Origin of the sequence: Streptomyces broussonetiae (genome assembly GCF_009796285.1) — a bacterium.
GTDB classification, from domain to species: Bacteria; Actinomycetota; Actinomycetes; order Streptomycetales; family Streptomycetaceae; genus Streptomyces; species Streptomyces broussonetiae.
The window spans coordinates 1,603,276-1,627,487 of the sequence record NZ_CP047020.1 but is presented as its reverse complement, the minus strand read 5'-3'; the positions used below and the strand labels follow the sequence as shown (position 1 = coordinate 1,627,487).

Annotated in this window: 21 protein-coding genes and 1 pseudogene; 8 read left to right on the top strand and 14 right to left on the bottom strand. The window is 70.5% G+C overall.

Annotation, left to right across the window (positions count from 1 at the left end; all coding sequences use genetic code 11):
- Positions 1-634: 634 nt before the first annotated feature.
- Together GQF42_RS07695 and GQF42_RS07690 are read right to left on the bottom strand one after the other, a co-directional pair.
- The gene (locus GQF42_RS07695) at positions 635-2,416 is read right to left on the bottom strand and encodes an ABC transporter ATP-binding protein (RefSeq protein ID WP_158918894.1); all 1,782 of its coding nucleotides are present in this window, start codon (positions 2,414-2,416) and stop codon (positions 635-637) included.
- Positions 2,413-4,218 carry an ABC transporter ATP-binding protein gene (locus GQF42_RS07690; protein WP_158918892.1) on the bottom strand — a complete coding sequence of 602 codons (1,806 nt, stop codon included), beginning with the start codon at positions 4,216-4,218 and terminating at the stop codon, positions 2,413-2,415. Before GQF42_RS07690 ends, GQF42_RS07695 begins: the two co-directional genes overlap by 4 nt.
- Positions 4,219-4,548: 330 nt before the next feature.
- Between GQF42_RS07690 and GQF42_RS07685 the strand changes: the two genes are divergently transcribed.
- On the top strand, positions 4,549-5,268 hold the full coding sequence (locus GQF42_RS07685) for a L,D-transpeptidase family protein (RefSeq protein WP_158929895.1): 720 nt from the start codon (positions 4,549-4,551) through the stop codon (positions 5,266-5,268).
- Positions 5,269-5,320: 52 nt separating this feature from the next.
- Complete coding sequence (locus GQF42_RS07680) at positions 5,321-6,931, top strand: peptide-N4-asparagine amidase (protein ID WP_233273285.1); 1,611 nt, start codon at positions 5,321-5,323, stop codon at positions 6,929-6,931.
- Between the two features lie 294 nt (positions 6,932-7,225).
- On the opposite strand, the gene GQF42_RS07675 is transcribed toward GQF42_RS07680, so the two are convergent.
- A complete protein-coding gene (locus GQF42_RS07675) occupies positions 7,226-7,699 on the bottom strand; it encodes a MarR family winged helix-turn-helix transcriptional regulator (RefSeq protein WP_158918890.1) in 474 nt (157 codons plus the stop codon).
- A gap of 114 nt (positions 7,700-7,813) precedes the next feature.
- Between GQF42_RS07675 and GQF42_RS07670 the strand changes: the two genes are divergently transcribed.
- Together GQF42_RS07670 and mltG are read left to right on the top strand one after the other, a co-directional pair.
- Entirely contained in the window at positions 7,814-9,622 is a 1,809-nt protein-coding gene (locus GQF42_RS07670; protein WP_158918888.1) for an ABC transporter ATP-binding protein, read from the top strand.
- A gap of 84 nt (positions 9,623-9,706) precedes the next feature.
- Positions 9,707-10,597, top strand: coding sequence for an endolytic transglycosylase MltG (gene mltG, locus GQF42_RS07665; RefSeq protein ID WP_158918886.1), 891 nt, complete (start codon positions 9,707-9,709; stop codon positions 10,595-10,597).
- A gap of 12 nt (positions 10,598-10,609) precedes the next feature.
- Here the strand turns inward: mltG and GQF42_RS07660 are convergent, their stop codons facing one another.
- The 5 genes from GQF42_RS07660 to GQF42_RS47635 form a co-directional block, all read right to left on the bottom strand.
- Positions 10,610-11,689 (bottom strand): NAD(P)-binding domain-containing protein, encoded by a 1,080-nt coding sequence (locus GQF42_RS07660; RefSeq protein ID WP_158918884.1) that lies wholly within the window; start codon positions 11,687-11,689, stop codon positions 10,610-10,612.
- Positions 11,690-11,923: 234 nt separating this feature from the next.
- Positions 11,924-12,937, bottom strand: a complete 1,014-nt coding sequence (locus GQF42_RS07655; protein WP_158918882.1) for an ABC transporter substrate-binding protein — start codon at positions 12,935-12,937, stop codon at positions 11,924-11,926.
- A gap of 161 nt (positions 12,938-13,098) precedes the next feature.
- Positions 13,099-13,860: an ABC transporter ATP-binding protein gene (locus tag GQF42_RS07650; protein ID WP_158918880.1), complete on the bottom strand. Its 762-nt coding sequence runs from the start codon at positions 13,858-13,860 to the stop codon at positions 13,099-13,101.
- Positions 13,833-14,738 carry an ABC transporter permease gene (locus GQF42_RS07645; protein ID WP_158918878.1) on the bottom strand — a complete coding sequence of 302 codons (906 nt, stop codon included), beginning with the start codon at positions 14,736-14,738 and terminating at the stop codon, positions 13,833-13,835. The genes GQF42_RS07650 and GQF42_RS07645 overlap by 28 nt, the downstream gene beginning before the upstream one ends.
- Before the next feature lie 214 nt (positions 14,739-14,952).
- Positions 14,953-15,036 (bottom strand): putative leader peptide, encoded by an 84-nt coding sequence (locus GQF42_RS47635; protein WP_349817350.1) that lies wholly within the window; start codon positions 15,034-15,036, stop codon positions 14,953-14,955.
- Positions 15,037-15,158: 122 nt separating this feature from the next.
- Here GQF42_RS47635 and GQF42_RS07640 point away from each other — a divergent pair, with 122 nt between their 5' ends.
- The 4 genes and pseudogenes from GQF42_RS07640 (at position 15,159) to GQF42_RS07630 (ending at position 16,599) form a co-directional block, all read left to right on the top strand.
- Positions 15,159-15,581: a secondary thiamine-phosphate synthase enzyme YjbQ gene (locus tag GQF42_RS07640; RefSeq protein WP_158918876.1), complete on the top strand. Its 423-nt coding sequence runs from the start codon at positions 15,159-15,161 to the stop codon at positions 15,579-15,581.
- Between the two features lie 49 nt (positions 15,582-15,630).
- The gene (locus GQF42_RS47960) at positions 15,631-15,882 is read left to right on the top strand and encodes a DEAD/DEAH box helicase (protein ID WP_456115200.1); all 252 of its coding nucleotides are present in this window, start codon (positions 15,631-15,633) and stop codon (positions 15,880-15,882) included.
- Positions 15,816-16,151 (top strand): annotated as a pseudogene (locus tag GQF42_RS07635) (DEAD/DEAH box helicase); the annotation flags it as partial. The gene GQF42_RS47960 and the pseudogene GQF42_RS07635, both read left to right, overlap by 67 nt.
- Before the next feature lie 205 nt (positions 16,152-16,356).
- A complete protein-coding gene (locus GQF42_RS07630) occupies positions 16,357-16,599 on the top strand; it encodes a DUF5302 domain-containing protein (RefSeq protein WP_158918874.1) in 243 nt (80 codons plus the stop codon).
- Between the two features lie 424 nt (positions 16,600-17,023).
- On the opposite strand, the gene GQF42_RS07625 is transcribed toward GQF42_RS07630, so the two are convergent.
- The 6 genes from GQF42_RS07625 to GQF42_RS07595 all read right to left on the bottom strand — a co-directional run bounded on the left by GQF42_RS07625 (position 17,024) and on the right by GQF42_RS07595 (position 24,043).
- On the bottom strand, positions 17,024-18,709 hold the full coding sequence (locus GQF42_RS07625) for a ribonuclease J (protein ID WP_158918872.1): 1,686 nt from the start codon (positions 18,707-18,709) through the stop codon (positions 17,024-17,026).
- Positions 18,710-19,145: 436 nt separating this feature from the next.
- Complete coding sequence (locus GQF42_RS07615) at positions 19,146-19,901, bottom strand: Clp protease N-terminal domain-containing protein (RefSeq protein WP_158918870.1); 756 nt, start codon at positions 19,899-19,901, stop codon at positions 19,146-19,148.
- Between the two features lie 616 nt (positions 19,902-20,517).
- Entirely contained in the window at positions 20,518-21,120 is a 603-nt protein-coding gene (locus GQF42_RS07610; protein WP_158918868.1) for a TetR/AcrR family transcriptional regulator, read from the bottom strand.
- A gap of 126 nt (positions 21,121-21,246) precedes the next feature.
- On the bottom strand, positions 21,247-22,218 hold the full coding sequence (gene rfbB, locus GQF42_RS07605) for a dTDP-glucose 4,6-dehydratase (RefSeq protein WP_158929891.1): 972 nt from the start codon (positions 22,216-22,218) through the stop codon (positions 21,247-21,249).
- Positions 22,218-23,123 (bottom strand): glucose-1-phosphate thymidylyltransferase RfbA, encoded by a 906-nt coding sequence (gene rfbA, locus GQF42_RS07600; RefSeq protein WP_158918866.1) that lies wholly within the window; start codon positions 23,121-23,123, stop codon positions 22,218-22,220. Before rfbA ends, rfbB begins: the two co-directional genes overlap by 1 nt.
- Positions 23,120-24,043: a putative sugar O-methyltransferase gene (locus GQF42_RS07595; protein ID WP_158918864.1), complete on the bottom strand. Its 924-nt coding sequence runs from the start codon at positions 24,041-24,043 to the stop codon at positions 23,120-23,122. Before GQF42_RS07595 ends, rfbA begins: the two co-directional genes overlap by 4 nt.
- Positions 24,044-24,212: the final 169 nt, after the last annotated feature.

Sequence of the window (24,212 nt, the reverse complement as noted above, 5' to 3'; positions counted from 1 at the left end):
ACCCCGGCTCGGGACCGCGCAACGGCACGACACCTGGCCAGGCCTCGGTCCTGTCCACAGCGCCCACCGGGCGCCGAAGCCGACCGGTGACCCCAGGGGAAGGGCGCCCGATGCTCCGGCCGCGGCAGGCCACACCGCGCACCGGCCGGCCGGGACCCGGCTGCCCCGCGCTCTGGCTGTGGGCAGGGTCGACCGGGTGTTGGTCGGCCGGGGCCGGCTGCCCCGCGTTCCGGCTGGAGAAAGGCTGACCGGGTGCTGGTCGCCCAGAGCCCGGTTCCACGTTCCGGCTGAGACGAGGCCGCCCCACGTGTGGCGCTCCGCGTGGCGCTCCATCCGCGCCGGGATGCCCCGCGTCCTCCCGCCGGTGAAGCACTCATCGCGTGCCGTCCGACCGGAGCCCGGCCCGCACGGTCTCGGGATGTGCAAGGTCCCGACTGCGAGCCGGTCCGTCGAGGTCCGGCAGGACCGCACTCCAGTCGCGCCGAAATCGCGGCGGACCCCTTGGCAATCCCGATGGTCGGGGGACCGGGATGCCGGTGCCCACTGCCGTCGGCAGGGCGGCCGTCGTGGCCCCGGCGACCGGGACTCCCCGCGGAATCTGCGCCGCTGTCCCGGTCACCGATGGCGTGGATCCTCACCCGTGCCAGGACTGCCACAGGGCCGCGTACGCGCCGTCCGCCGTGACCAGCTCGTCATGGCTGCCCAGCTCGCTGATCCGGCCGTTCTCGACGACGGCGATCACGTCGGCGTCGTGGGCGGTGTGCAGGCGGTGGGCGATGGCGACCACCGTGCGGCCGTCCAGGACACGGGCCAGGGAGCGTTCCAGATGGCGTGCCGCGCGCGGGTCCAGCAGCGAGGTCGCCTCGTCCAGGACCAGCGTGTGCGGATCGGCCAGCACCAGCCGGGCCAGCGCGATCTGCTGGGCCTGCGCCGGGGTGAGCGCCAGGCCGCCGGAGCCGACCTCGGTGTCCAGGCCGTCGCCCAGGGCCCGCGCCCAGCCGTCGGCGTCGACCGCGCCCAGGGCCGCCCACAGCTCGGCGTCGTCGGCCCCGGTGCGGGCCAGCAGGAGGTTGTCGCGCAGGGAGCCGACGAAGACGTGGTGCTCCTGGTTGACGAGGGCGACGTGCGAACGGACGCGTTCGGCCGGCATCCGGGACAGTTCCGCGCCACCCAGGGTGATCCTGCCGTCCCGGGGCGCATAGATCCCGGCGAGCAGCCTGCCCAGCGTGGACTTGCCCGCCCCCGAGGGGCCGACCAGGGCCAACCGGGTGCCCGGCGCGACCTCCAGCGAGACCTTGCGGAGCACGTCGACACCCTCGCGGTAGCCGAAGTGCACGCGGTCGGCGTGTACGTCCCGCCCGTCGGGAGCCAGCGCCGCCTCCCCGGTGTCCGGTTCGATGTCCCGCACGCCGACCAGGCGGGCCAGCGAGACCTGGGCGACCTGCACCTCGTCGTACCAGCGCAGGATCAGGTTGACCGGGTCGACGAGCATCTGCGCGATCAGGGCGCCGGTGGTCAGCTGGCCGACCCCGATCCAGCCCTGCAGGACGAACACGCCGCCGATCATCAGGACCGAGCCGAGCACGATGACGTGGACGGCGTTGATGACGGGGAAGAGCACGCTCCGCAGCCACAGGGTGTAGCGCTCCCAGGCGGTCCACTCCTTGATCCGCCGCTCCGACAGGGCGACGCGGCGGTCGCCCAGGCGCTGGGCCTCGATGGTGTGACCCGCGTCGACGGTCTCGGCGAGGGCGGCGGCGACTGCGGCGTACCCGGCGGCCTCGGAGCGGTAGCCGGAGGGCGCCCGCTTGAAGTACCAGCGGCATCCGGCCAGTAGCACCGGCACGGCTAGCAGCACGGCGGGTGCCAGCGGCGGGGCCGTCACGACGAGCCCGCCGAGGAGCAACAGCGCCCACACGGCACCGATCGCCAGCTGCGGTACGGCCTCGCGCATCGCGTTGGCCAGGCGGTCGATGTCGGTCGTGATGCGGGAGAGCAGGTCACCGGTGCCCGCCCGTTCGAGCACGCCCGGCGGCAGCCCGACGGAGCGGACGAGGAAGTCCTCACGCAGATCGGCCAGCATCCGCTCGCCGAGCATGGCACCCCGCAGCCGCACCTGCCGTACGAACACGGCCTGTACGGCCAGCGCGAGCACGAACAGTGCGGCGGTCGGGCCCAGATGGAGGTCCCGCGACCGGTCGGACACCCGCTGGACCAGATCGCCGAGCAGGTACGGGCCCACCATGGAGGCGATCACGGCCGCCGTGTTGACGGCGATGAGCAGCAGGAAGGCCCGGCGGTGCCGCCGGAACAGCTCGGTGACATAGGCGCGCACGGTGGCGGCCGCGCCGACGGGAAGGGTGGTGGCGGTCGTCGGGGCCGCCGGGTCGTACGCCGGTGGCGCAACGCCGATCATGTGCTCTCCTCGATGTCTTCCCGCTTCTGTCGGGCGCCCACCAGGGCACCCACGTCGGCCGCGGCCAGTTCTTCGTCCGTCTCGCGTGTCACCACGGACCGGTACCGCGGTTCGTCGTCGAGCAGTTCGCGGTGCAGGCCGACCGCGACGACCGCCCCCTCGTGGATCAGGGCAACCCGGTCGGCGCGGTCGAGCAGCAGCGGCGAGGAGGTGAACACCACCGTCGTGCGGTCCGAGCGCAGCCGGCGCAGCCCTTCCGCGATGCGTGCCTCGGTGTGCGAGTCCACCGCGGAGGTCGGCTCGTCCAGCACCAGCACTTCGGGGTCGGTCACCAGCGACCGGGCGAGCGCGAGCCGCTGGCGCTGGCCGCCGGACAGGGAGCGGCCACGCTCGGTGATCCGGGCGTCCATCGGGTCGGCGCTGTCCGACGCCCCCTGCACCAGAGCGTCCAGGACGTCGTCGCACTGCGCCGCGGCCAGTGCGTCCTTGGCCGGTACGGTTCCGGAAGCGGGCACGTCGAGCAGTTCGCGCAGGGTGCCGGACAGCAGCACCGGGTCCTTGTCCTGGACGAGGACGGCGGTTCGTGCGCTGTCCAGCGGGAGTTCGTCCAGGGCGACACCGTCGAGCAGGACCGAGGGGCCCGGCTCGGCGGGGTGGCCGCCCAGCCGAGCCGCGAGGCGCCCCGCCGCGTCGGGGTCGCCGCAGACCACGGCGGTGAGACGGCCGGCAGGAGCGATCAGACCGGTGTCGGGGTCGTACAGATCCCCGGTGGGGACCTCGGCCGCGCGGGTGCCGTCGGTGTCCGTGGCCCGCTCCAGCGACAGCACCCGGGCCGCCCGTTTGGCCGACGGACGGGAGAAGGAGTACGCCATGGCGATCTCCTCGAAGTGCCGCAGCGGGTAGTTGAGGATCATGACCGCGCTGTAGACGGTGACGAGTTCACCGACCGTGATACGGCCCTGGCGGGCCAGGTGGACGCCGTGCCAGACGACGGCGATGAGCAGCAGCCCGGGCAGCAGCACCTGGATGGCGGAGATCAGCGACCACATCCGGGCGCTGCGCACCGCGGCGTGCCGTACCTCCTGCGAGGCCCGGCGGTAGCGGTCGAGGAACAGCTCCTCGCCGCCGATGCCACGCAGCACGCGCAGCCCGGCGACCGTGTCCGAGGCCAGCTCGGTGGCCCGGCCCGCCTTCTCGCGCTGCACGTCGGCGCGGCGCGTGGCCCGGGGCAGCAGCGGCAGGGCCGCGAGCGCCACGACGGGCAGCCCGACCGCGACGATCACGCCCAGGGCGGGCTGGTAGACGAGAAGGCCGACACAGACCACGACCACCGTGAGCGCGGCCGCGGTGAACCGGGAGACCGCCTCGACGAACCAGCCGATCTTCTCGACGTCGCCGGTGGACACGGCCACCACCTCACCGGCCGCGACCCGCCGGGTCAGGGCGGAGCCGAGCTGGGAGGCCTTGCGGGCCAGGAGTTGCTGGACCCGGGCGGCGGCCGTGATCCAGTTGGTGACGGCGGTGCGGTGCAGGAAGGTGTCGCCGACGGCGATGCCCGTGCCGCACAGCAGCATCAGACCACCCGTCAGGGCGAGCCGGGTGCCGGAGCGGTCCACGACCGCCTGCACGGCGAGGCCGACGCAGAAGGGCAGCGCCGACACGGAGACGAAGTGCAGCAGGCCCCAGGCGAGTGATTTCAGCTGCCCGCCCAGCTGGTTGCGCCAGAGCCACCACAGGAATCGGGGTCCCGAACGTGCGTCCGGGACCCCCGGATCGGAATACGGAAGGTCTTGAATCTGCATGACGTCCCAGTGGCTCGTGTCAGGGAGGGGGAGACGGTGAGATGTGCCAACAAGCCGTGAAAGGTTCGCGTTGCAGAGTGGTGAATTTCAAACGGTTTTCCCGACGGGTCCGGCCGATCCAGCGGCTTCCGGCCACCGGGTCCGCGAGACAGGGGGCGAGGCCGAGCCCCCTACCGGGAGGTCCTCGACGTCGGCGGCCGGGTGATCCGACTCAGCGCAGGTCACCCCGGGGGCACTGTCAGCCAACCCGGTGAAATACGGGGATTAGTCACATTATCGATCAGTGTGTGATGCCACCATGGTCATGTGCGGACCTACAGTGTGCGGCGGATGACGGCGGCGGTGGTGGCGTGCGGGGCGCTCCTGGCGGCCCTGTCCGGGTGCGGCAGCGACGGAGTGCGTCCTGCTGACGCCGGCGGCGCCGAAGGTCCTCGCCATCCGGCCGTGGCGGCCCTCCCCGCGACCGATCCGACCCGCATCCCGGGCGTCGGAGACCGTCTGCAGCGCCAGATCCCCGACGACTCCGGTCAGGTCCTGGCGGTGTACGGCGACGGCGAGGATTCTCCCGACTCCACGGTCGTGCTGTACATGAAGGAGGGTCCGGAGTGGCGGCCGGTGGCCCGTTGGGCCGCCCACAACGGCCGGAACGGCTGGACCACGGACCATCACACGGGCGACGACCGCACCCCTGTCGGCGTCTTCGGCCTCTCCTCCGCGGGCGGCGTGCTCGACGATCCCGGCAGCAGGCTGCCGTACGACCAGAACGTGTACGCCTACGCGCCGACGCTCCCGGGCGAGGCCTACGAGCATGTCTTCGACTACGTCATCGCCATCGACTACAACCGCAGGCCGGGCACCGTGCCCCACGACCCCGTCCGCCCCTTGGGCGACGACAAGGGCGGCGGCATCTGGCTCCACCTCGACCACGGCGACGGCACGTCCGCCTGTGTCAGCCTCCCCAAGGAGGCGATGAAGTTCCTGCTGCGCACGCTGGATCCGGACCAGCATCCGGTGATGGTGATGGGCGACAGGAGGGAACTGCGCGCCTGACGCGACGAGGCGTCATTGCGGGAAGGGGCCGAGTGGCCGTAGAACACGGGCCATGAGAAGACGGATAGTCATGTCCATGCTCGCCGGGGCAACCCTCCTGGCGAGCGCGCTCCTGGGTACCGGGGCTGCCACAGCCCAAGCGGCCGATGTCCCGGCGGAGTTCGGTACGGACTGGCACGACCCGGTCACCGCGGCACCGCCCGTCGACCGGCCGCACACCAGATCGTGCCAGGTCACCCTCGCCGACGCGCAGTTCCGCGACTTCACGCCCTATCGCGGCACGTACACCCCGCCCCAGGGCTGCGGCGACCACTGGAGCAAGGTCGTCCTGCGCCTCGACGGCAAGGTGAAGGGCCGTCAGTACGACCGGCTCGGCTATCTGCACGTCGGCGGAGTCGAGGTCCTGCGCACCTCCACCCCGGAGCCCTCGCCCGACGGCATCGCCTGGCACGTCGAGAAGGACGTCACCCGCTACAGCGACACCTTCCGCAGCGCACAGGATGTCGAGATGCTGATCGGCAACGTCGTGGACGACACGTACACCGGCGTCATCGACGTCCATGTCACGCTGACCTTCTACGCGGGCCGCCCCGCCGAGCGGACCCCCGACCGCGTCCTGACGCTCGCCGACACGCCCGGCGGTACGACCCTCACCACTCCGCGCAACAGCGAACGGATCGTCGCCGAGGTCTACGCGACCGGTTCGGGCGGCGGATGCGAGGAGTTCTGGTACCTCACCGTGGCCGACCCGGCGTCGTACTCCTGCAAGGCCGATCACGGTCCCTACCGCGAGGTGCAGATCAAGGTCGACGGCCAACTTGCCGGAATCGCCGCGCCGTTCCCGAACGTCTGGACCGGCGGCTGGTCCAACCCCTTCCTCTGGTACGTCGTCCCTGCGCCGGGCGCCTTCGACGTACGCCCCGTCCAGTACGACCTCACACCCTTCGCGGGTCTTCTCGACGACGGCCGTCCGCACCGCATCGAGGTCTCCGTCGTCGGCGTACCCGCGGGGCAGCCGGGCTGGAGCACGCCGGTGAACGTGCTGGTCTGGCAGGACACGCACCGTGCCCACGTCACCGGCGCGCTCACCGCGGACCGGGCGACGGACCTTGCCAACACCTCCACCTACACCCCGGGTTCGCAGAACCGGGTGAACACCGAGGCCGGACACCGGCTCACGGTCTCCGGGTACCTCGACACCTCGCACGGCCGTGTGACGACGACCGTCACCCGTACGCTCGCCAACACCTCGGTGCACCGCTGGACCGACGGCGAGAACACGGACGCGCTGGACGCCACCTGGACCGACGACGAGATGGTCAGCACCGGCGGACACGGCCACGCGCGGACGACGCGGACGCACCGGACGTACACGCTGGACGGCACGACGACCATCGGCACGGACAACCGGCTGCGCACGGTGCTGACGCTCGGCGACCGCGCATCGGTGACGGAGCGGCGCGACGGCCTGAGCACCGCATGGTCGCGGCTGGACGACACCTACAGCGGTGACGCGGCGTACACGATCGACGTCCCGCGCGATCAGCGGCATGCGGTGGGCACGTCGCACGAGCGCTATCGGCTCCACGGCTCCGACGGCTGCTACGACCATTCGCTGGCCACTGCTCAGGGGGTGCTGACGGAGGACCGCGACCGCTGCTGAGCGCACTGACGCGGAAGGCGCCGCGGGCGGCGTGAGGTACCCGGCTGAGGCACGGGCGTCCCGGAAGGGATCAACGACGGCTCCAGGGCGATCGACGTGGAGGCGGCTCTCCGTACCGCAGAAGTCCCGTTCGGCTTCCGTGAGTCGACGTCCCCGGGGAGCGCTCGCGCCGCAGTCCGTACCGCCCCTGGCGCGACGCATCGCGCGCGTGGCCTCGACGCCTCGACGCTCGACCGGCACGGCCCCCTCGCTCACAGGGTGAGCGGGGCCCCGGCGCAGTCGTGGTCCGGCCCGTCAGCAGTTCTCGGTCGTCCGCCCGCCGGCGCCCTTGGTCGTCTCGCCGTCGATCAGCGTGTCCAGTAGTACGCCCAGTACCGCGCGCTCCTTCTCGGTCAGCGGGGCGAGTATCTCCTCGGCCGCCGACCGGCGGGCGCCGCGCAGCTGGCGCAGGGTCGCCCGCCCCTCGTCGGTCAGCTCGATCCGGGTCACGCGGCGGTTCGCCGGATCGGCCGCCCGTCGGACCTTCCCGCTCGCCTCCAGCCCGTCGACCAGAGTCGTCACCGCCCGCGGCACCACCTCGAGGCGCTCGGCGAGATCGGCCATGCGCGGGGGCGAAGGGTAGTGCGCGAGGGTGCGCAGCAGCCGGGACTGGGCCGGAGTGACGCCCAGGTCGCGCTGCTCCAGATGGCGCTTCTGGATGCGGTGCACCCGGCGGGTGAGCCGTAGCAACTGCTCGGCGAGCAGGCCGTCGGAATCTGGGGTGCTCATGCGGGAACAATATCAGGATGCCGTTCATTGTGAGTATAGGTAACAATGAGCTACGATCCGTCAGTCATCGTCGGCCGATCCCTGGCCGCCGCCCGTTCATCTCCGTAGGAGCCCATGCATCCCGACCGTGAAACGTCCTGGACCCCACCTGCCGACGCCAAGGAGCAGCCCCGGCAGGTGCGTCGCATCCTGAAGCTCTTCCGCCCCTACCGCGGGCGGCTCGCGATCGTCGGCCTGCTGGTCGGCGCCTCCTCGCTGGTCTCGGTGGCCACGCCGTTCCTGCTGAAGGAGACCCTCGACGTCGCGATCCCCCGGGGCCGCACCGGCCTGCTGAGCCTGCTCGCGCTCGGCATGATCCTCAGCGCGGTCCTCTCCAGCGTCTTCGGCGTGCTGCAGACACTGATCTCGACCACTGTCGGCCAGCGCGTCATGCACGATCTGCGCACCGCCGTCTACGGGCGGCTGCAGCGCATGTCGCTCGCCTTCTTCACCCGCACCCGCACCGGTGAGGTGCAGTCCCGCATAGCCAATGACATCGGCGGCATGCAGGCCACCGTCACCTCCACAGCCACCTCGCTGGTCTCCAACGTCACCAGCGTGGTCGCCACGATCGTCGCGATGGTCGCCCTCGACTGGCGGCTCACGATCGTCTCGTTGCTCCTGCTGCCGGTGTTCGTGTGGATCAGCCGCCGTGTGGGCAACGAACGCAAGAAGATCACCACCCAGCGGCAGAAGCAGATGGCCGCCATGGCTGCCACGGTCACCGAGTCGCTCTCGGTCAGTGGCATCCTGCTCGGCCGCACCATGGGCCGCTCGGACTCGCTGACCGCGTCCTTCGCCGAGGAGTCCGAGCGCCTGGTCGACCTCGAGGTGCGGTCGAACATGGCCGGGCGCTGGCGCATGGCCGTGATCACGATCGTCATGGCCGCGATGCCGGCCGTCATCTACTGGACCGCGGGCCTGGCCCTGCAGTTCGGCGGCCCCAAGGTCTCGCTCGGCACCATCGTCGCCTTCGTCTCGCTCCAGCAGGGCCTGTTCCGCCCCGCCGTGAGTCTGCTCGCGACCGGCGTCCAGATCCAGACCTCCCTCGCGCTCTTCCAGCGCATCTTCGAATACCTCGACCTGCCGATCGACATCACCGAGCGCGAGCGGCCCGTCCACCTCGAGCAGGTCAAGGGTGAAGTCCGGCTGGAGGGCGTCGAGTTCCGGTACGACATCGACGACAGGGCCCGACCGGTCCTCGACGGCATCGACATCACGGTCCCGGCCGGCAGCAGCCTCGCCGTCGTCGGCCCCACCGGTGCGGGCAAGTCCACGCTCGGCTATCTGGTGCCCCGGCTCTACGACGTCACGGCAGGCCGCGTCACCCTGGACGGTGCCGACGTCCGTCACCTCGACTTCGACACCCTCGCGCGCGCGGTCGGCGTGGTCTCGCAGGAGACGTACCTCTTCCACGCCTCCGTCGCCGACAACCTCCGTTTCGCCAAGCCGGACGCGACCGACGAGGAACTGTACGCGGCGGCCAGGGCCGCGCAGATCCACGACCACATAGCCGCACTGCCCGACGGCTACGACACGGTCGTCGGTGAACGCGGCCACCGCTTCTCCGGCGGTGAGAAGCAACGCCTCGCCATAGCCCGGACCATCCTGCGTGATCCGCCGGTCCTCATCCTCGACGAGGCGACCAGCGCGCTCGACACCCGCACGGAGGCGGCGGTCCAGGAGGCCATCGACGCCCTGTCCGCCGACCGGACGACGATCACCATCGCCCACCGTCTGTCCACGATCCGCAGTGCCGACCAGATCGTGGTCCTGGACTCCGGCCGCGTCGCCGAGCAAGGCACGCACGAGGAACTGCTGGAGTTGGACGGGCGGTACGCCGCGCTGGTGCGCCGGGACGCACAACTGGAGCCGACCGGCTGAATCCACGGATTCAGTCGCCGACGCTGCGGCCGACAAGCTGAACATATGCCGGATTTGGGAGTATATGCGTATTAACGTTCCTGCATGCAGCCGAAGATTCCGCCGCGGAGCACGATCCGACTGACACGCCGGGGCCGCATCGCCCTCGCCGTGGCCGGCGCCGTCGTGGCCGGTACCGCCGTGGCGGTGCCGCTGCTGACGCTGGACAGCGGTCCCGAGGAGACCGGGCCCAGCGCGCTGGTCATCCCGGAGGGCTGGCGGGCGAGTCAGGTGTACGACGCCATCGACAGGGCCCTCAGGCTGCCCCCGGGCAGCGCCCGCAAGTCCCTCGGGAAGGCGAGCCTGAGCCTGCCGGGCGACGCCGAGGGCAACCCGGAGGGCTACCTCTTCCCGGCGGCGTACCCCCTCCGGCAGGAGACGACGCCCGAGTCCCTGCTGCGCTCCATGGTCGACACCGCGAACCACGAGTTCAACGCGGCGCCGGTCGCCGCCGGGGCGCAGCGCGACACGGTGAACGTCTACCAGGCCGTCACCATCGCCAGCATCGTCCAGGCCGAGGCCGCCACGAAGACGGACATGGGCAAGGTCGCCCGGGTCGTCCTGAACCGGCTGGAGCGCGGGATGCCGCTGCAGATGGACTCCACCCTCAACTACGCGCTCCACCGCAACACGGTCCGCACCAGCCAGGGCGACACCCGCATCGAAAGTCCGTACAACTCCTACCAGCGCGTGGGCCTGCCGCCGACGCCGATCGACAACCCCGGTGAGGAGGCGATGCACGCCGCGCTCAACCCGACGCCGGGCAACTGGCTGTACTTCGTCACGGTCAAGCCCGGGGACACCCGCTTCTCCGCCGACTACGCGACGCAGATGCGCAACGTGGCGGAGTTCAACGCCCTCCACCAGGACACAGGACAGTCGCCCGGCCGGAGCCCGGCCCGGTCCTCGATCCCGGCACGCTCGTCGGCCCGCTGAGCCGGTGCGGCGTCACGCGGCGACCGGTTCATCCCGGGCCAGCAGCCGCCTGATGTCCCGGACGGCCGCGCGTCCGGCCCGGTTGGCCCCGACGGTGCTGGCGGAGGGGCCGTAGCCGACGAGGTGAACGCGGGGATCGGCCAGCGTCCTGGTGCCCTCGACGCGGATCCCGCCGCCCGGCTCGCGCAGCCGCAGCGGGGTGAGGTGGTCCAGCGCTGCCCGGAAACCGGTGGCCCAAAGGATCACATCGGCATCGACATGGCGCCCGTCGCTCCACTCCACGCCGTCCGGCGTGATCCGGTCGAACATCGGCTGCCGGTCCAGGACCCCGTCCGCGAGACCCTGCCGGATGGCGTCGTTGAGGGGCAGTCCCGTGACCGAGACCACACTGCGTGGCGGCAGACCCTGGCGTACCCGCTCCTCGACCAGCGCGACCGCCGAACGGCCCGCCTCCTGGTCGAACGGCCCGTCGCGGAAGACCGGAGGCCGCCGGGTGACCCAGGTGGTCGCGGCCGCGTAGGCGGACAGTTCCAGCAGATGCTGGGTGCCCGAGGCGCCGCCGCCCACGACCACGACCCGCTGCCCGGCGAACTCCTCGGGGCCCGCGTACTGGGCGGTGTGCAACTGCCGCCCGCGGAAGGTCTCCTGGCCGGGGTAACGTGGCCAGAACGGCCGGTCCCAGGTGCCGGTCGCGTTGATCAGCGCGCGCGTGGACCAGATGCCCGCCGAGGTCTCCACGGAGAGCCGGCCGCCCTCGCTCTCCCGGACGGCCCGTACGTCGACGGGCCGCCGGACGCGCAGGCCGAAGGCGCGCTCGTACCGGTCGAAGTACTCGCCGATGACCTCCGCCGACGGCCGCGCCGGATCGGCGTCCGTCAGCTCCATGCCGGGCAGTGCGTGCATCCCGTGCACCTTGCCGTACGTCAGCGAGGCCCAGCGGAACTGCCAGGCGCCGCCCGGCGCGGGGGAGTGGTCGAGCACCACGAAGTCGCGGTCCGGCTCGAAGCCGGTGCGCCGCAGATGGTAGGCGCTGGACAACCCGGCCTGACCAGCGCCGATGACGACGACCTCGACCTCGCGTGATGCGTTCACGCTTCAGCTAACGGGGGAGTGGGCACGGATCTTCCCGGACGCCGGCGCCGGGTGACGAGCTTCCCAGCAGCCGCCGCCCTGGAGCTGCTCTGCAGCTGCCTCACAGCCGCTCCGTAGCCGTCCGGAGCAGTCCCGGAGCCGGGTCCTGACCCCCGGTCCTGCCCGTCCGGAGCCGTCCCGCCGCCATACAGCAGCCGTACAGCAGGTCGTCCCCCGCACCGGTCCTCGGCCGGATCAGCCCTTGGCCGGGGTGGTCGACGGCGGCAGGTCGCCGTTGAACCGGGTGTCCACGAAGTCGCCGAAGTCCACCTTCTGCGGGATCAGCTTCAACGCGGTGAAGGTGTCGGCGATCTGCTGTTCCGAGGCGACGAGCGGTTTGTCGACAGCGACCGCGACGCGCGTGGAGTTGGTCCGTTTCACCGAGTCCAGCGCCACGTCGTAGGGCAGCCCGGTGTCCTTGGCCCACACCTTGGCCCACTCCGGCTGGTGGTCGGTGACCCAGGCGGTCGCCCGCCGCAGCCGGGCCAGGTAGTCCTTGATGACGGCGGCTTTCTTCGGGTCCTTCAGTGCGGAGGGCGCGGCCACCTGGAAGGTGAGCCCGTTGGTGACGCCCTCACCGGTGGTCAGCACGCGGCCCTGCCTGGTGCGGAGGATCTGGGAGGTGTACGGGTCCCAGACCGCCCAGGCGTCGACCTTGCCGGAGGTGAACGCGGCGAGCGCGTCGGCCGGCTGGAGGTACTTGACCTTGACGTCGGCCAGACCGAGTCCGGCCGCCTTGAGCGAGGCGACCAGCTGGTAGTGCGCGGAGGAACCCTGCGCGACGGCGATGGGCCTGCCCCTGAGCTGCTTCGGGTCGGTCAGCTTGGAGTCGTTGGGTACGAGGATGGCGTCGCCCCTGGAGGTGCCGTGCCAGGCGGCCACGACGGAGATCTTCGATCCGGCGCCGGCCGCGAAGACGGGCGGGGTGTTGCCGACACCGCCGACGTCGACGGCCCCCGCGTTGACGGCCTCCAGCAGCGGCGGTCCGGAGGTGAAGGTGGACCACTTGATCTTGTAGTTCAGGTTCTTCAGCTCCCCCGCGGCCCGCAGGATGGCCTCCGAACCGCCTCTCTGGTCGCCGACGTTCAGCGTGACGGAGCCCGTGCCGTCGGTGTCGGTGCCAGTGCTCGCGGACGAGGCCCCGCCGCAGGCCGTGAGCAGGAGCGCGAAGGGGAGGAGAGCTGCGGCGGGGACGAGGCGTCGTCGCATGGCGGTTCCGTTCGTGTGCGGAGGTATCGAGCGCGGGAGCTTCGAGTTACGGGGGATGGAGGGGGAGGAGGGGGAGGGAGGGGTGCGGGGCGGAGTGCGGAGGGAGCGAGTGCCGCCGTGTCGAACGCGGAAGTTCCGGGTGACAAGGCGGCCTCGAGGGGTCAGGCGGTCTCTGCGGCGGCGTGGACGCCGAGACGTTCCAGCAGGCCGGCGCGGAGTGCGGCGAAGCGGGGGTCGGTGATCCTGCGTGGCCGCTCGAGGTCGATGCGCTGCTCGTGGGCGATGCGGCCGCCGTCCATCACCAGGACGCGGTCGGCGAGCAGCACGGCCTCCTCGACGTCGTGCGTGACCAGCAGTACCGCGCAGGCCCGCTGCTCCCACAACTCCCCGACCAGTCGTTGGGCCTTGATCCGGGTGAGTGCGTCGAGGGCACCGAACGGCTCGTCGAGGAGCAGGAGATCGGGCTCGCGCACCAGCGCTCGGGCGAGTGAGGCGCGCTGGGCCTCGCCGCCGGAGAGCGTCCTCGGCCAGGCGTCGATGCGGTGGCCGAGACCTACTTCGTCCAACGCCCGTTCGGCGACGCCTCGTTCGGGCTTGCCGGGCAGGCCGAGCAGGACATTGCGCCAGACCTTCTTCCAGGGCATCAGCCGGGGTGCCTGGAAGGCGACGGCCCTGCGGCGCGGGACCAGCACGGTGCCCCGGATGTCCCGGTCGAGGCCGGCGAGGATCCGCAGCAGCGTCGACTTGCCACAGCCACTGCGGCCGAGCAGGGCGACGAACTCGCCCGGCGCGATGTCCAGATGCAGGCCGTCGATGACCGTACGGCCGTCGAAGGAGCGGGTCAGCCCCTCGATGTGCACGGCCGCAGGCCGCCGCGCGGAGGACACTGTGGCACTCACCGGCCGGTGAACGTCGGTCGCCATTGCAGCAGCAGCCTTTCGAGGGAACGGACGATGAAGTCGGCGAGCAGGCCGAGGAAGGCGTAGACGATCAGGCAGACCACGATCACGTCGGTCCTCAGGAAGTCCCGTGCCTGGACCATCAGGAAGCCGATCCCGGCGTCGGCGTTGACCTGCTCGGCGAAGACCAGGGCGAGCCAGGCGATACCGAGCGAGTACCGCAGCCCGGTCAGCGCGCCGGGCAGCGCACCTGGCAGGACGACGTGTCGCACCAGCCCCCAGCGGGACAGCCCCAACGACTCGCCCGCCTCGATGAGCTGGGCGTCCACGCCACGGATCCCGGCGTAGACGTTGAGGTAGAGCGGGAAGGTCACGCCGAGTGTGATGATGGCGATCTTCGGGGCCTCGCCGATGCCGAACCAGATGATGAACAGCGGGATGAGACCGACGAACGGCACCGTCCGCAGCATCTGGACCGGCGCGTCCACCAGGTCCTCGCCGATCCGGAACAGCCCTGAGACCAGGGCGAGTCCGGTGCCCGTCAGGGTCCCGAACAGCAGCCCGAGCGCCACGCGCTGCAGCGAGGTTCCCATGGCCGAAGGCAGCGAGCCGTCGCTGATCAGGTCCCAGCCGACCTGCGCGATCCGGCCCGGTGCGGCCAGCACGTCGGCCGTCAGCACGCCGGTGGCGCTGAGGAGTTGCCACAGGGCCAGCAGCAGGATCGGGCCTGCGGTGCGCCGTAGCCAGCGGGGGATGCGGAGAGAGCGGGAGGAGGCGGGAACGACGGGCTGGAGGTCGAGGGCGATGGTGTGGTCGGAGACGTCCGTTCCGGGGCCCTTGGATTTTGATATACCGGAAATATCCGGCTCGGGGGAGCTGGGTGGGGCATGGCTGATGCTCATGGACGCTCCACGGGGAGGGGGCGAGCGGGAGTGGAGATGAAGGGGCGGCAGTGCAGGGTGCCGTCGTCGCAGACGCGTGTCGATGGCTGGTCCCGGAGGGGGGCGCGGGATCAACTGGTCACGTGTGCGCGGGAGCGACGCCGGGACGCGCCGGAAGCCGGAGGCGGGAAGCCGAAAGCCGGAAACCCGGACAGTGCGAAGCGGAAGAAGGGCGTCAGCAGCCGCGGCGACACGCGGCGGAGGCCACCCGCAGCAGGTCGATGTGACCGCGCGTGGTGAGCAGGGCTGAACGCAACATGCGGCAGAACGTAGCCAGATGAGCGTGCGACGGTCAACGGTGTCTCGCCTGGTGGACCACGTGTATCAGGAAACGGTCCTGCCACGGAGGGGAGAACCCGGTGCATGGGTCAGGATGAGCCCATGCCAGATGCCTTCACCACTCGAATTCTGCACGTCGCCACCGGCTCGCGGGAGCGGGTCGTCGATCTCACCTCCGACTGCGACGGCTTCCTGCGCGAGGTGGCGGCCGGCCGCGACGGACTGCTCAACCTCTTCGTCCCGCACGCCACCGCCGGAATCGCCGTCATCGAGACGGGGGCCGGCAGTGACGACGACCTCCTCGCCGCCCTGCACACCCTGCTCCCCGCCGACGACCGCTGGCAGCACCGCCACGGCAGCCCCGGCCACGGCCGCGACCACGTCCTCCCGGCCCTCGTCCCACCACACGCGACCCTCCCGGTCATCGGCGGACGCCTGGAGCTGGGCACCTGGCAGTCGGTGTGCCTCGTCGACACGAACAGGGACAATCCCAACCGTCAGGTGCGGTTGAGCTTCCTCGGCTGATGTACGTGATGGGACTGTAGCGTCGGATTCCGGCCGCACCCAATGCCCCTTGGTCCTGCCCGATGCCCTGGAGGGGCGCGACATCCTGGGACGTGGGCGCACCGGATCGGGCAAGACGCTCGCCTTCGGCCTGCCGCTGCTGACACGTACAGCCGGGCGGCGCGCCGAACCGAAGCAGCCCCTGGCTCCGATCCTTGTGCCCACCCGGGAGCCGGCCCAACAGGTCACCCAGGCGCTGGCGCCGTACGCAGCGTGGTCACGCTCGTGCCGGCGGGCCGGCGCCGCGAGACGAGCCGCATGATGGCGGGGGCCGGCATCGAGCCGACCGTCACCAAGGTGCGCTCGGGCGAAGCGGAACTGAGCCGGATCACCGGCGCCAAGTCTCCCTCCGGGATCCCGCTCGACGGCGGGCCCGCCGTCCCCCGGCCCAAGAACACCAACGCTCCCTTCCGCGGTCTCGGGGCCAGCAAGGACACCTCCCGAGGCGCCGGCGGCAGGTCCCGAAAGGCGGGCGAGGCCCGCAAGCTCGCCGAGGCCCGCAGGGCCGCCCTCGTGCGTCGCAACGGCTGAGAGCCGTTGCCCTGGCGGCCCGGCCACGGGATCGACAACCCTCGGCCCGGTCCGAAGCCGTCCTGCGCGCCTCACCTGCAAAGTCAACGCCTTTGGCCGCGAGAGGGATACCCGCCGAAACGGGGCAGGACGACGTTGCCGGCGCCTCGCACTGCGCCCAGCATGACAAGCTGTGCTTGCCCACCCCCGAACCCAGGAGGTCACCATGACCACAGAGCCCGTATCTATGGAAGATTCGGAGCCTGCTGCCCCCGAGACGTCCCCTCTGGAGCCGGACAGCGACGGCAACTACGACCTCAAGCGCAAGTTCCGCGAAGCCCTGGCGCGCAAGCGCGGTGTGCAGGCGGACGCCGCTGATGTTGCCGCCAAGTCGGACGCGTCGAAGGTGCGTTCGGCGCATGGCCCGGCTGCGAGCCAGCGGTCGTTCAGGCGCAAGAGCGGCGGCTGAGTCGGTGAGTCCCGCTATCTGACGGCTTCACCGGCACTCGCGCTGTCCAGTCGTGCCTCCCGTGCAGTGGTCCGCGACGTGCGCTTGTCCGTGCGCGCGTCGCGGGCGAGGCGTAGCCGGCGGACTGGCCTGGGAAGAATGGCCCAGACGCGGTTGGCTCGGAACCTCTGGGCGGGGTGCACCGCCGCTGTGTCACCGGTTCCTCCCGCGGCTTCGGCCGCGAGTTCGCGCAGGCGGCCCTGGCGCACGGCGACAGGGCCGTCGCCCGTAACACCGACTCCCTCGCGGACCTGTCGGCCGCCCACGGCGAGGCGATCCGCCTCGTCGAGCCCGGCGGCCTCGCCACCGACCGGTCCGGCCGTGCCCGACCTCGGTGCTGGCGGGGCCGCGACCGGAACGGGGATCGTGCTGCCGGGGCTGTGGTTCAGGCGTCGATGATGACGGGGATGATGAGGGGCTTGCGGCGGTGGGTGCGGAACGCCCAGTTCGCCACGGCGCGGGCGATGAGTTGTTCGAGTTGGCGTGCGTCCCCGACGCCTTCCTCGGCCGCGGTGGCCAGGGTCTTCTCGATGACGGGGACGACCGGCTCGAAGGTGGTGTCGTCGTGGACGAAGCCGCGGGCCAGGAAGTCGGGGGCCTCGGCGAGGGCGCCGGTGTCCGCGTCGACGATCGCCACCACCGTGACCACGCCTTCGGCGGCGAGGGTGAGTCGGTCCTTGAGGGACGCCTCGGTGGCGCCGCCGACTTCCATGCCGTCCACGTAGACGTTGCCGGCGGGGACCTTGCCGGTGATGGACGCGCGTCCGTCGACCAGGTCGACGACGACGCCGTCCTCGGCGATGACGACCCGGTCGGGGTCGACACCGGTGCGGATGGCGAGGTCGGCGTTGGCCCGCAGGTGGCGCCATTCGCCGTGCACGGGCATGACGTTGCGGGGTTTGACGATGTTGTAGCAGTAGACGAGTTCGCCGGCGCTGGCGTGCCCGGAGACGTGCACCTTGGCGTTGCCCTTGTGGACCACGTGGGCGCCCCACCGGGTGAGTCCGTTGATCACCCGGTAGATGGCGTTCTCGTTGCCGGGGATGAGGGAGCTGGCGAGCAGGACGGTGTCGTCCTTGCCGATGCGGATCATGTGGTCGCGGTTGGCCATCCGTGACAGCGCGGCCATCGGTTCGCCCTGGGAGCCGGTGCACACCAGCGTGATCTTGTGGTCCGGGAGCTTCTCCAGCTCCTTCGTGCTCACGACCAGACCGGAGGGGACCTTCAGATAGCCCAGGTCACGGGCGATGCCCATGTTGCGGACCATCGACCGGCCGACGAAGGCGACCTTGCGGCCGTGCTGGTGGGCGGCGTCCAGGACCTGCTGGATGCGGTGCACGTGGCTGGCGAAGCTGGAGACGATGACCCGGCGCGGCGCGGTGCGCATCACCTGCTCGATCGCAGGGTTCAGCTCACGCTCGGAGGTGGTGAAGCCGGGTACTTCGGCATTGGTGGAGTCGGTGAGGAACAGGTCCACGCCCTCCTCGCCGAGGCGGGCGAAGGCACGCAGATCGGTGATGCGGTCGTCGAGAGGGAACTGGTCCATCTTGAAGTCGCCGGTGTGCAGCACCATCCCGGCCCGGGTGCGGATCGCGACCGCGAGGCTGTCGGGGATGGAGTGGTTGACCGCCACGAACTCGCAGTCGAAGGGCCCGAGGCCGCGCCGGTCGCCCTCCCGCACCCGCACCGTGCGCGGCCGGATGCCGTGTTCCTTGAGCTTGGCCTCCAGGAACGCCAGCGTCAGCTTGGAGCCGACGACGGGAATGTCGGACCGCTCGCGCAGCAGGTACGGCACGCCGCCGATGTGGTCCTCGTGGCCGTGGGTGAGGACCACGGCCACGATGTCGTCCAGCCGGTCCCGGATCGAGGTGAAGTCCGGCAGGATCACGTCCACGCCGGGCTGGGTCTCCTCGGGGAACAGCACGCCGCAGTCGACGATGAGCAGCTTGCCCGCGTGCTCGAAGACGGTCATGTTGCGGCCGATCTCACCCAGGCCGCCCAGGGCGATGACCCGCAGCCCTCCTTCGGGAAGGGGCGGGGCGGCTTTCAGCTCGGGGTGCGGATGACTCATGCCCCTGACGGTACCCGGAGAGCCGGACAGGGTGATCCACTGCCTGTGTGACTCTCTCTGCAGGGGCAAGAGCCCGTCTGTGCTGAGGGTTGCCTCATCGGAGGTCGGCGGACACGAACAGGGACAACGCCAACCGTCAGGTGCGGCTGAGCTTCTTCGGCGGCTGATGCGCTTTGGCTGCACTGCAGAGGGCAGGCCCGGCCGCGCGCTGTGGCGCATCGGACGGTACGGGGCCGCCCCGGAGGCGGGCCGGGGCGGCGGCCGAACGCGGCTCGCCGTGCCGGCTCTCGTGGCCCAGCAGGAGTGGATCGGCGTCCTCGATGTCGTAGCACCGCTGATGTCGTAGCACCGCTCTGCTCGCAACCGCGTGGCGAGCAGGCGCGGCTGGACCCCGAGGGTGGACAGGTCGCGCTGACAAGCGCCGTGACCTTCGCTTTCAGTCCTCCGATGAGGTCGGGTCGGCCAGTGGGCCGCGCTGCTGCGTCAGCAGCGCGAGAACCTTGGCGAGGTACGTCTCGGTCCCGGCCTTGGTGATGCCGAGGCCGCTGAGGACGCCCTGGCCGTTCTCCTGCTCCAGGAGCGCCAGCAGGATGTGCTCGGTGCCGATGTAGTTGTGGCCGAGCCGCAGGGCCTCGCGGAAGGTGAGTTCCAGCGCCTTCTTGGCCTCGGGCGCGTAGGGGATCAGGTCGGGTACGTCGTCCGCGGCGGGCGGGAGCGCGGCGGTCGCGGCCTGTCGGACGGAGTCGAGCAGGACGCCCTGCACGGTGATCGCCGTCGCGGCCAGGCCCTCCGGGTCGGCCAGCAGGCCGAGGACCAGGTGCTCGGGCCGGCACTCGGGGTTGCGGGCCGCCACCGCCTCGTTGTGCGCGGCCACGACCACGTTCCGCGCGCGCGTGGTGTAGCGGCTGAAGCCCTGGTTGGGGTCGAGGTCGCTGGACTCCTTCGGCACGAACCGCTTCTGTGCCGCCTGCCGGGTCACGCCCATGCTCTTGCCGATCTCGGTCCAGGACGCGCCGGAGCGGCGGGCCTGGTCGACGAAGTGGCCGATCAGATGGTCGGCCACGTCGCCGAGGTGATCGGCGGCGATCACCGCGTCCTGGAGCTGGTCCAGGGGTTCGGGGTGAACCTTCTTGATGGCCTCGATGAGGTCGTCGAGGCGTACGGATGCCGTGATGTTCGGGTTGGTCGCCATGTGTCAACCGTAGGTTGCACTCTTGGGGGTGTCAACCAGTGGTTGACGATCCAGGGTGCCCCGCAGGTGCGCCTGCCTGTGCCCGGTCCCCGGTGCCGCCTCGTCCTCGGCGGAACCGCCGTCGCCCCGGAACGCCCTGACCGTGAGGAGTGGCGGAGGGGCCGCGCGTGCCCGGGGCGGCGCCTCGTGGGTTGCCGGAGGGTCAGGAACAGCGCCGACTGGCCGAGTGCCGCGGCGACGTGTGCACGGACACCGTGCAGGCGACCCCGGCGGCGGCCGTCATCCCTGGCAGGGGGATGCCCCGCCCGCCGCCACGGTGTACGGCATGTCGGGCCGGGGAGTGACGCGGAGCGCGAAGGCGGCGACCGGAAACGCCGAGTACACAACCGGCCCGCGTCATTGCCGCGTCGCTCGCCCTGTGCGGCGAGGTCATCGCCGCCGTCCTTGCCGGTGTCAGAAGTCTGCGGGCCGGACGGGCTTCCGCGACCTGGGCCTGCATCGGCCCGACTACGAGAAGATCCGCATCGACATGCAGGCCCTTTTCCAACGCCTCGACATCGAGCGGCCGGCGACCGTGGCACGGACGGCAAATCGTGGAGGAGAAGGCCTCAAGCGCCTAGGCGGGCCGTCGTTGCATGGCATCGGCGATGACCGCTGTCACGAACTTGTGGACTACTGCCGTGGCCGGCGGGCCGGGGTCGCGGTCCGTGAACAGGAGATGCCCGCCACCGACCAGGGAGAGGGTGAGCGAGTCGATGTCGGCGTCGGCCGCGATGCGGCCCAGTTCACGCTCGGCGGCCAGATATGCGGAGATCGCGGTCGTGGCCTGGGCGAGGATCGCGATGCCGCCTCCGGGCATGGCTTGCCGCAGCCGCGCGCGCAGCTCGTCCCGGAAGGTGATGAGCGGGATGATTGCCACCGGAACCGGTCCGAACAGGCTGATCAGCGCACTGGTGAGGTTGTCGGCCACCGTGCCGTTGCCCGCGGACTCGCGCAGCGAACTCGCCTGCATCTCAAGCTGCGTTGCCCGGTCGAGCACGAGGTCGGTGAGGAAAGCGTCGAAGTCGGTGAAGTGCCGATGCAGGACGCCTTTGGCGCAGCCCGCCTCGTCGGTGACGGACCGGCTGGTCAGCCCGTTCGCCCCGTCCCGCAGAAGTACGCGTTCGGCGGCGTCGAACAACTGCTGACGCGCGTCACGAAGGTGCACTCCAGTCGGCACTCACAGATCCTCTCATGCGTCGCCCGGCCGGCATCCCTTGCCATATGGGCGAACGCCCACTACGTGGGTGCGTACCCATCCTACCGCGAGAGCAACCAGAACCGTCCCCGGTGAAGCATGCCGCCCTCAGGCCATGGGGCCACGAGCGAGCGGTTCCCACCAGGAGCGGTCGTCCCGGTACCAGGAGACCGTCTCGGCGAGCCCGGACTCGAAGTCGCGAAGGGGGCGGTAGCCCAGCTCGCTGCGGGCCTTGTCGTCGCTGATCGCATAGCGCCGGTCATGGCCCTTGCGATCCGCCACGTAACGCACCTGGTCCCAGCTGCCGCCGCAGACCTTGAGCAGCAGCTCGGTCAGTTCGAGGTTGCTCAGACCGGTGCCACCGCCGATGTTGTAGACCTCGCCCGGACGCCCGCTGGTCCGTACCAGTTCCACGCCGCGGCAGTGGTCCTCGACGTGCAGCCATTCCCGTACGTTCTTGCCGTCGCCGTAGAGCGGCACCGTGCCGCCCGCGAGCAGCCGGGAGACGAACAACGGAATGACCTTCTCGGGGAATTGCCGTGGCCCGTAGTTGTTGGAGCAGCGGGTCACCCGGACGTCCAGGCCGTGGGTGCGGTGGTAGGAGAGGGCGATCAGGTCGGAGGCCGCCTTGGAGGCCGCGTAGGGGGAGTTGGGAGCCAGGGCGTCCTCCTCGGTGGACCGGCCGGTCGCGATCGACCCGTAGACCTCGTCGGTGGACACGTGCACGAAGCGGTCGACTCCCCGGCGCAGTGCCGCGTCGAGAAGCGTCTGGGTGCCGGTCACGTTGGTGCGGACGAACGCGTCCGCGTCGGCGATGGAGCGGTCTACGTGGGACTCGGCCGCGAAGTGCACCACCTGGTCGGCGCGGGCCATGAGCCGGTCGACGAGTTCGGCGTCGCAGATGTCGCCCTGGACGAAGCTCAGGCGCGGGTGCGTGAGGTCGAGGTTGTCGAGCCTGCCCGCGTAGGTGAGCTTGTCGAGCACGGTGATGTGGGAGACCTCGGCGGGGCCGGGTGCGAGCGCCGTCCGGATGTACGCGGAACCGATGAAGCCGGCGGCTCCGGTGACGAGGAGATGCATCATTCCTCCAGGAACTTGGAGGGCGTCGGGTTCAGTTGGTGGGCGCGGGCGCTCCTCATGACGTACTGGCCGTAGGGCGAACTCTTCATCTCGGCGCCGAGCCGGTAGCAGGCTTCCGCGTCGATGAAGCCCATGTACATGGCGATCTCCTCGATGCAGCCGAGACATATGCCCTGGCGATGCTGGATGTCCCGGACGAACCTGCCCGCATCGAGCAGGGATTCGTGGGTTCCGGCGTCCAGCCAGGTGACGCCCCGGCCGAGCCAGACCAGGTCGGCACGTCCCTCGGCCAGATACGCGCGCAGGACATCGGTGATCTCCAATTCGCCGCGCACGGAGGGCCGCAGGCCACGTGCGACGTCCGTCACGGTGTCGTCGAAGAAGTACAGGCCCGGGATCGCGAGGTTGGAGCGCGGATGATCGGGTTTCTCCTCGATGGAGATGAGCTGGCCCTTCGCGTCGATCTCGGCTACACCGAAGTGCCGGGGCTCGGCGACCTGGTGGCCGAAAAGGGCGCACCCGCGCAACTCGCGGACGGTTCTGCGCAGCAGGGAGGGCAGTCTGGCGCCGTGGAAGAGGTTGTCGCCCAGGATCAGAGCGCAGTCCTCGCCCTTGATGTGCCGGGCGCCGACGAGGAAGGCGTCGGCGATTCCCTGCGGCTGCTCCTGGGGCGCGTAGTCGATGCGCATGCCCAGTCTGCTGCCGTCCCCGAACAGCTTGCGGAACAGCCCGATCTCCGCGGGGCGGGCGATGATGAGGACGTCGTCGATACCCGTGAGCATGAGCACGGACAGCGGGTAGTAGACCATGGGCTTGTCGTAGACCGGAGCCAGCTGCTTGGAGCCGACGAGGGTGAGGGGCAGCAACCGTGTCCCGTTCCCGCCCGCCAGGAGTATGCCCTTCACCGGACCGGAGCCGTACGAGGCTTCCTGTAGAGAGCCTGCCAGAGGTAGCTCCATGGAAGGGCGCGGCTGTCGCTGACGCAGTCCCAGGCATCGCCCGGCCGGTAGCCGTTGATGAAGGCGGGTACCGCTGCCTGCACCGCCTGGCTGTCATGGATGTCCACCAACTGCCTGAGGGGGCCGTTCTCCAGTGCCATCTGCACGGCCTCCTGGCCCTGCAGATAGCCGTCCAGGCTCTGATCGATGTACTTGCCCACCGGATTCTTCACGTAGAAGGCGGAGCAGGTTTCGTCGATCAGGCCGAGATAGGCGCTCACGGTGTCCGGGCTCATCTCGGTCATCGAGTGGATGTTGATGCACAGCTCGAAGCGCTCGGACTTGAGGGCGCCGCCCTCCAGGCTGTCGACCGGGATGAACTCGATCAGCTTGAAGCGGGCGTCGTCGAGAGTCCGGCGCAGGTAGGCCTTGCTCAGCTCCAGCGTGTTCTTCAGGTCGACGATGCTGTAGCCGGAGATGTCGTGGTTGGACATGATCATGTGGCAGGTGCGCCCGTAGCCGGCTCCGATCTCCAGTACCCGGGCTCCGCTCATGTCGATCCCGCCCTCGATGAAGCCGAGTTCGAACGTCGCCTGCAGGTAGTCCATGCACAGCGACTCGCCCTCGCACCGCACGGTGATCGGGTCGCCGATCTCCCGGTTGGGGGTTCGCTTGATCCTTGCCCACTCCTCGGGGCTCAGGTGCATGCCGAGGTGGTAGGTCAGTGCCTTCAGGTACCGGACGCCGTTTGTCGTCGGGTCCCAGAGGGACAGTTTGAAGTTCCTCGGGTCGGACTTGAGATTCGTCAGGTCGACGGCAGCGTCCTCGGTGATCCAGCGGTTCTGTATCCGCTCCCACTGACGGCTGGCCTGGAAGATCTGGTCCATTTCACTCCACCTCCGGTGTGATGTGTGTCCGGTCGATCCGGTCGATCCGGTCCGCTCGGCGCTCGCGCAGGAGTGTCGGCGACGTCCCTGAAGCCGGCCTGAGCGATGCGCTCCTGAGAGTTGCCGGCCCCCGCTGTCGGACAGCTGTGGGACGGGCGCGATTCTTTTC

What these genes read in the sequence shown, in the direction of transcription:
- GQF42_RS07595 (WP_158918864.1), bottom strand. Translation starts at nt 24,043, where the DNA reads ATGGACCAGATCTTCCAGGCCAGCCGTCAGTGGGAGCGGATACAGAAC.
- rfbB (WP_158929891.1), bottom strand. Translation starts at nt 22,218, where the DNA reads ATGCATCTCCTCGTCACCGGAGCCGCCGGCTTCATCGGTTCCGCGTAC.
- GQF42_RS07675 (WP_158918890.1), bottom strand. Translation starts at nt 7,699, where the DNA reads ATGAGCACCCCAGATTCCGACGGCCTGCTCGCCGAGCAGTTGCTACGG.
- GQF42_RS07640 (WP_158918876.1), top strand. Translation starts at nt 15,159, where the DNA reads ATGCCAGATGCCTTCACCACTCGAATTCTGCACGTCGCCACCGGCTCG.
- GQF42_RS07625 (WP_158918872.1), bottom strand. Translation starts at nt 18,709, where the DNA reads ATGAGTCATCCGCACCCCGAGCTGAAAGCCGCCCCGCCCCTTCCCGAA.
- GQF42_RS07680 (WP_233273285.1), top strand. Translation starts at nt 5,321, where the DNA reads ATGAGAAGACGGATAGTCATGTCCATGCTCGCCGGGGCAACCCTCCTG.
- GQF42_RS07615 (WP_158918870.1), bottom strand. Translation starts at nt 19,901, where the DNA reads ATGGCGACCAACCCGAACATCACGGCATCCGTACGCCTCGACGACCTC.
- GQF42_RS07695 (WP_158918894.1), bottom strand. Translation starts at nt 2,416, where the DNA reads ATGATCGGCGTTGCGCCACCGGCGTACGACCCGGCGGCCCCGACGACC.
- mltG (WP_158918886.1), top strand. Translation starts at nt 9,707, where the DNA reads ATGCAGCCGAAGATTCCGCCGCGGAGCACGATCCGACTGACACGCCGG.
- GQF42_RS07650 (WP_158918880.1), bottom strand. Translation starts at nt 13,860, where the DNA reads ATGGCGACCGACGTTCACCGGCCGGTGAGTGCCACAGTGTCCTCCGCG.
- GQF42_RS07685 (WP_158929895.1), top strand. Translation starts at nt 4,549, where the DNA reads ATGACGGCGGCGGTGGTGGCGTGCGGGGCGCTCCTGGCGGCCCTGTCC.
- GQF42_RS07645 (WP_158918878.1), bottom strand. Translation starts at nt 14,738, where the DNA reads ATGAGCATCAGCCATGCCCCACCCAGCTCCCCCGAGCCGGATATTTCC.
- GQF42_RS07630 (WP_158918874.1), top strand. Translation starts at nt 16,357, where the DNA reads ATGACCACAGAGCCCGTATCTATGGAAGATTCGGAGCCTGCTGCCCCC.
- GQF42_RS47635 (WP_349817350.1), bottom strand. Translation starts at nt 15,036, where the DNA reads ATGTTGCGTTCAGCCCTGCTCACCACGCGCGGTCACATCGACCTGCTG.
- GQF42_RS07670 (WP_158918888.1), top strand. Translation starts at nt 7,814, where the DNA reads ATGCATCCCGACCGTGAAACGTCCTGGACCCCACCTGCCGACGCCAAG.
- GQF42_RS07690 (WP_158918892.1), bottom strand. Translation starts at nt 4,218, where the DNA reads ATGCAGATTCAAGACCTTCCGTATTCCGATCCGGGGGTCCCGGACGCA.
- GQF42_RS07655 (WP_158918882.1), bottom strand. Translation starts at nt 12,937, where the DNA reads ATGCGACGACGCCTCGTCCCCGCCGCAGCTCTCCTCCCCTTCGCGCTC.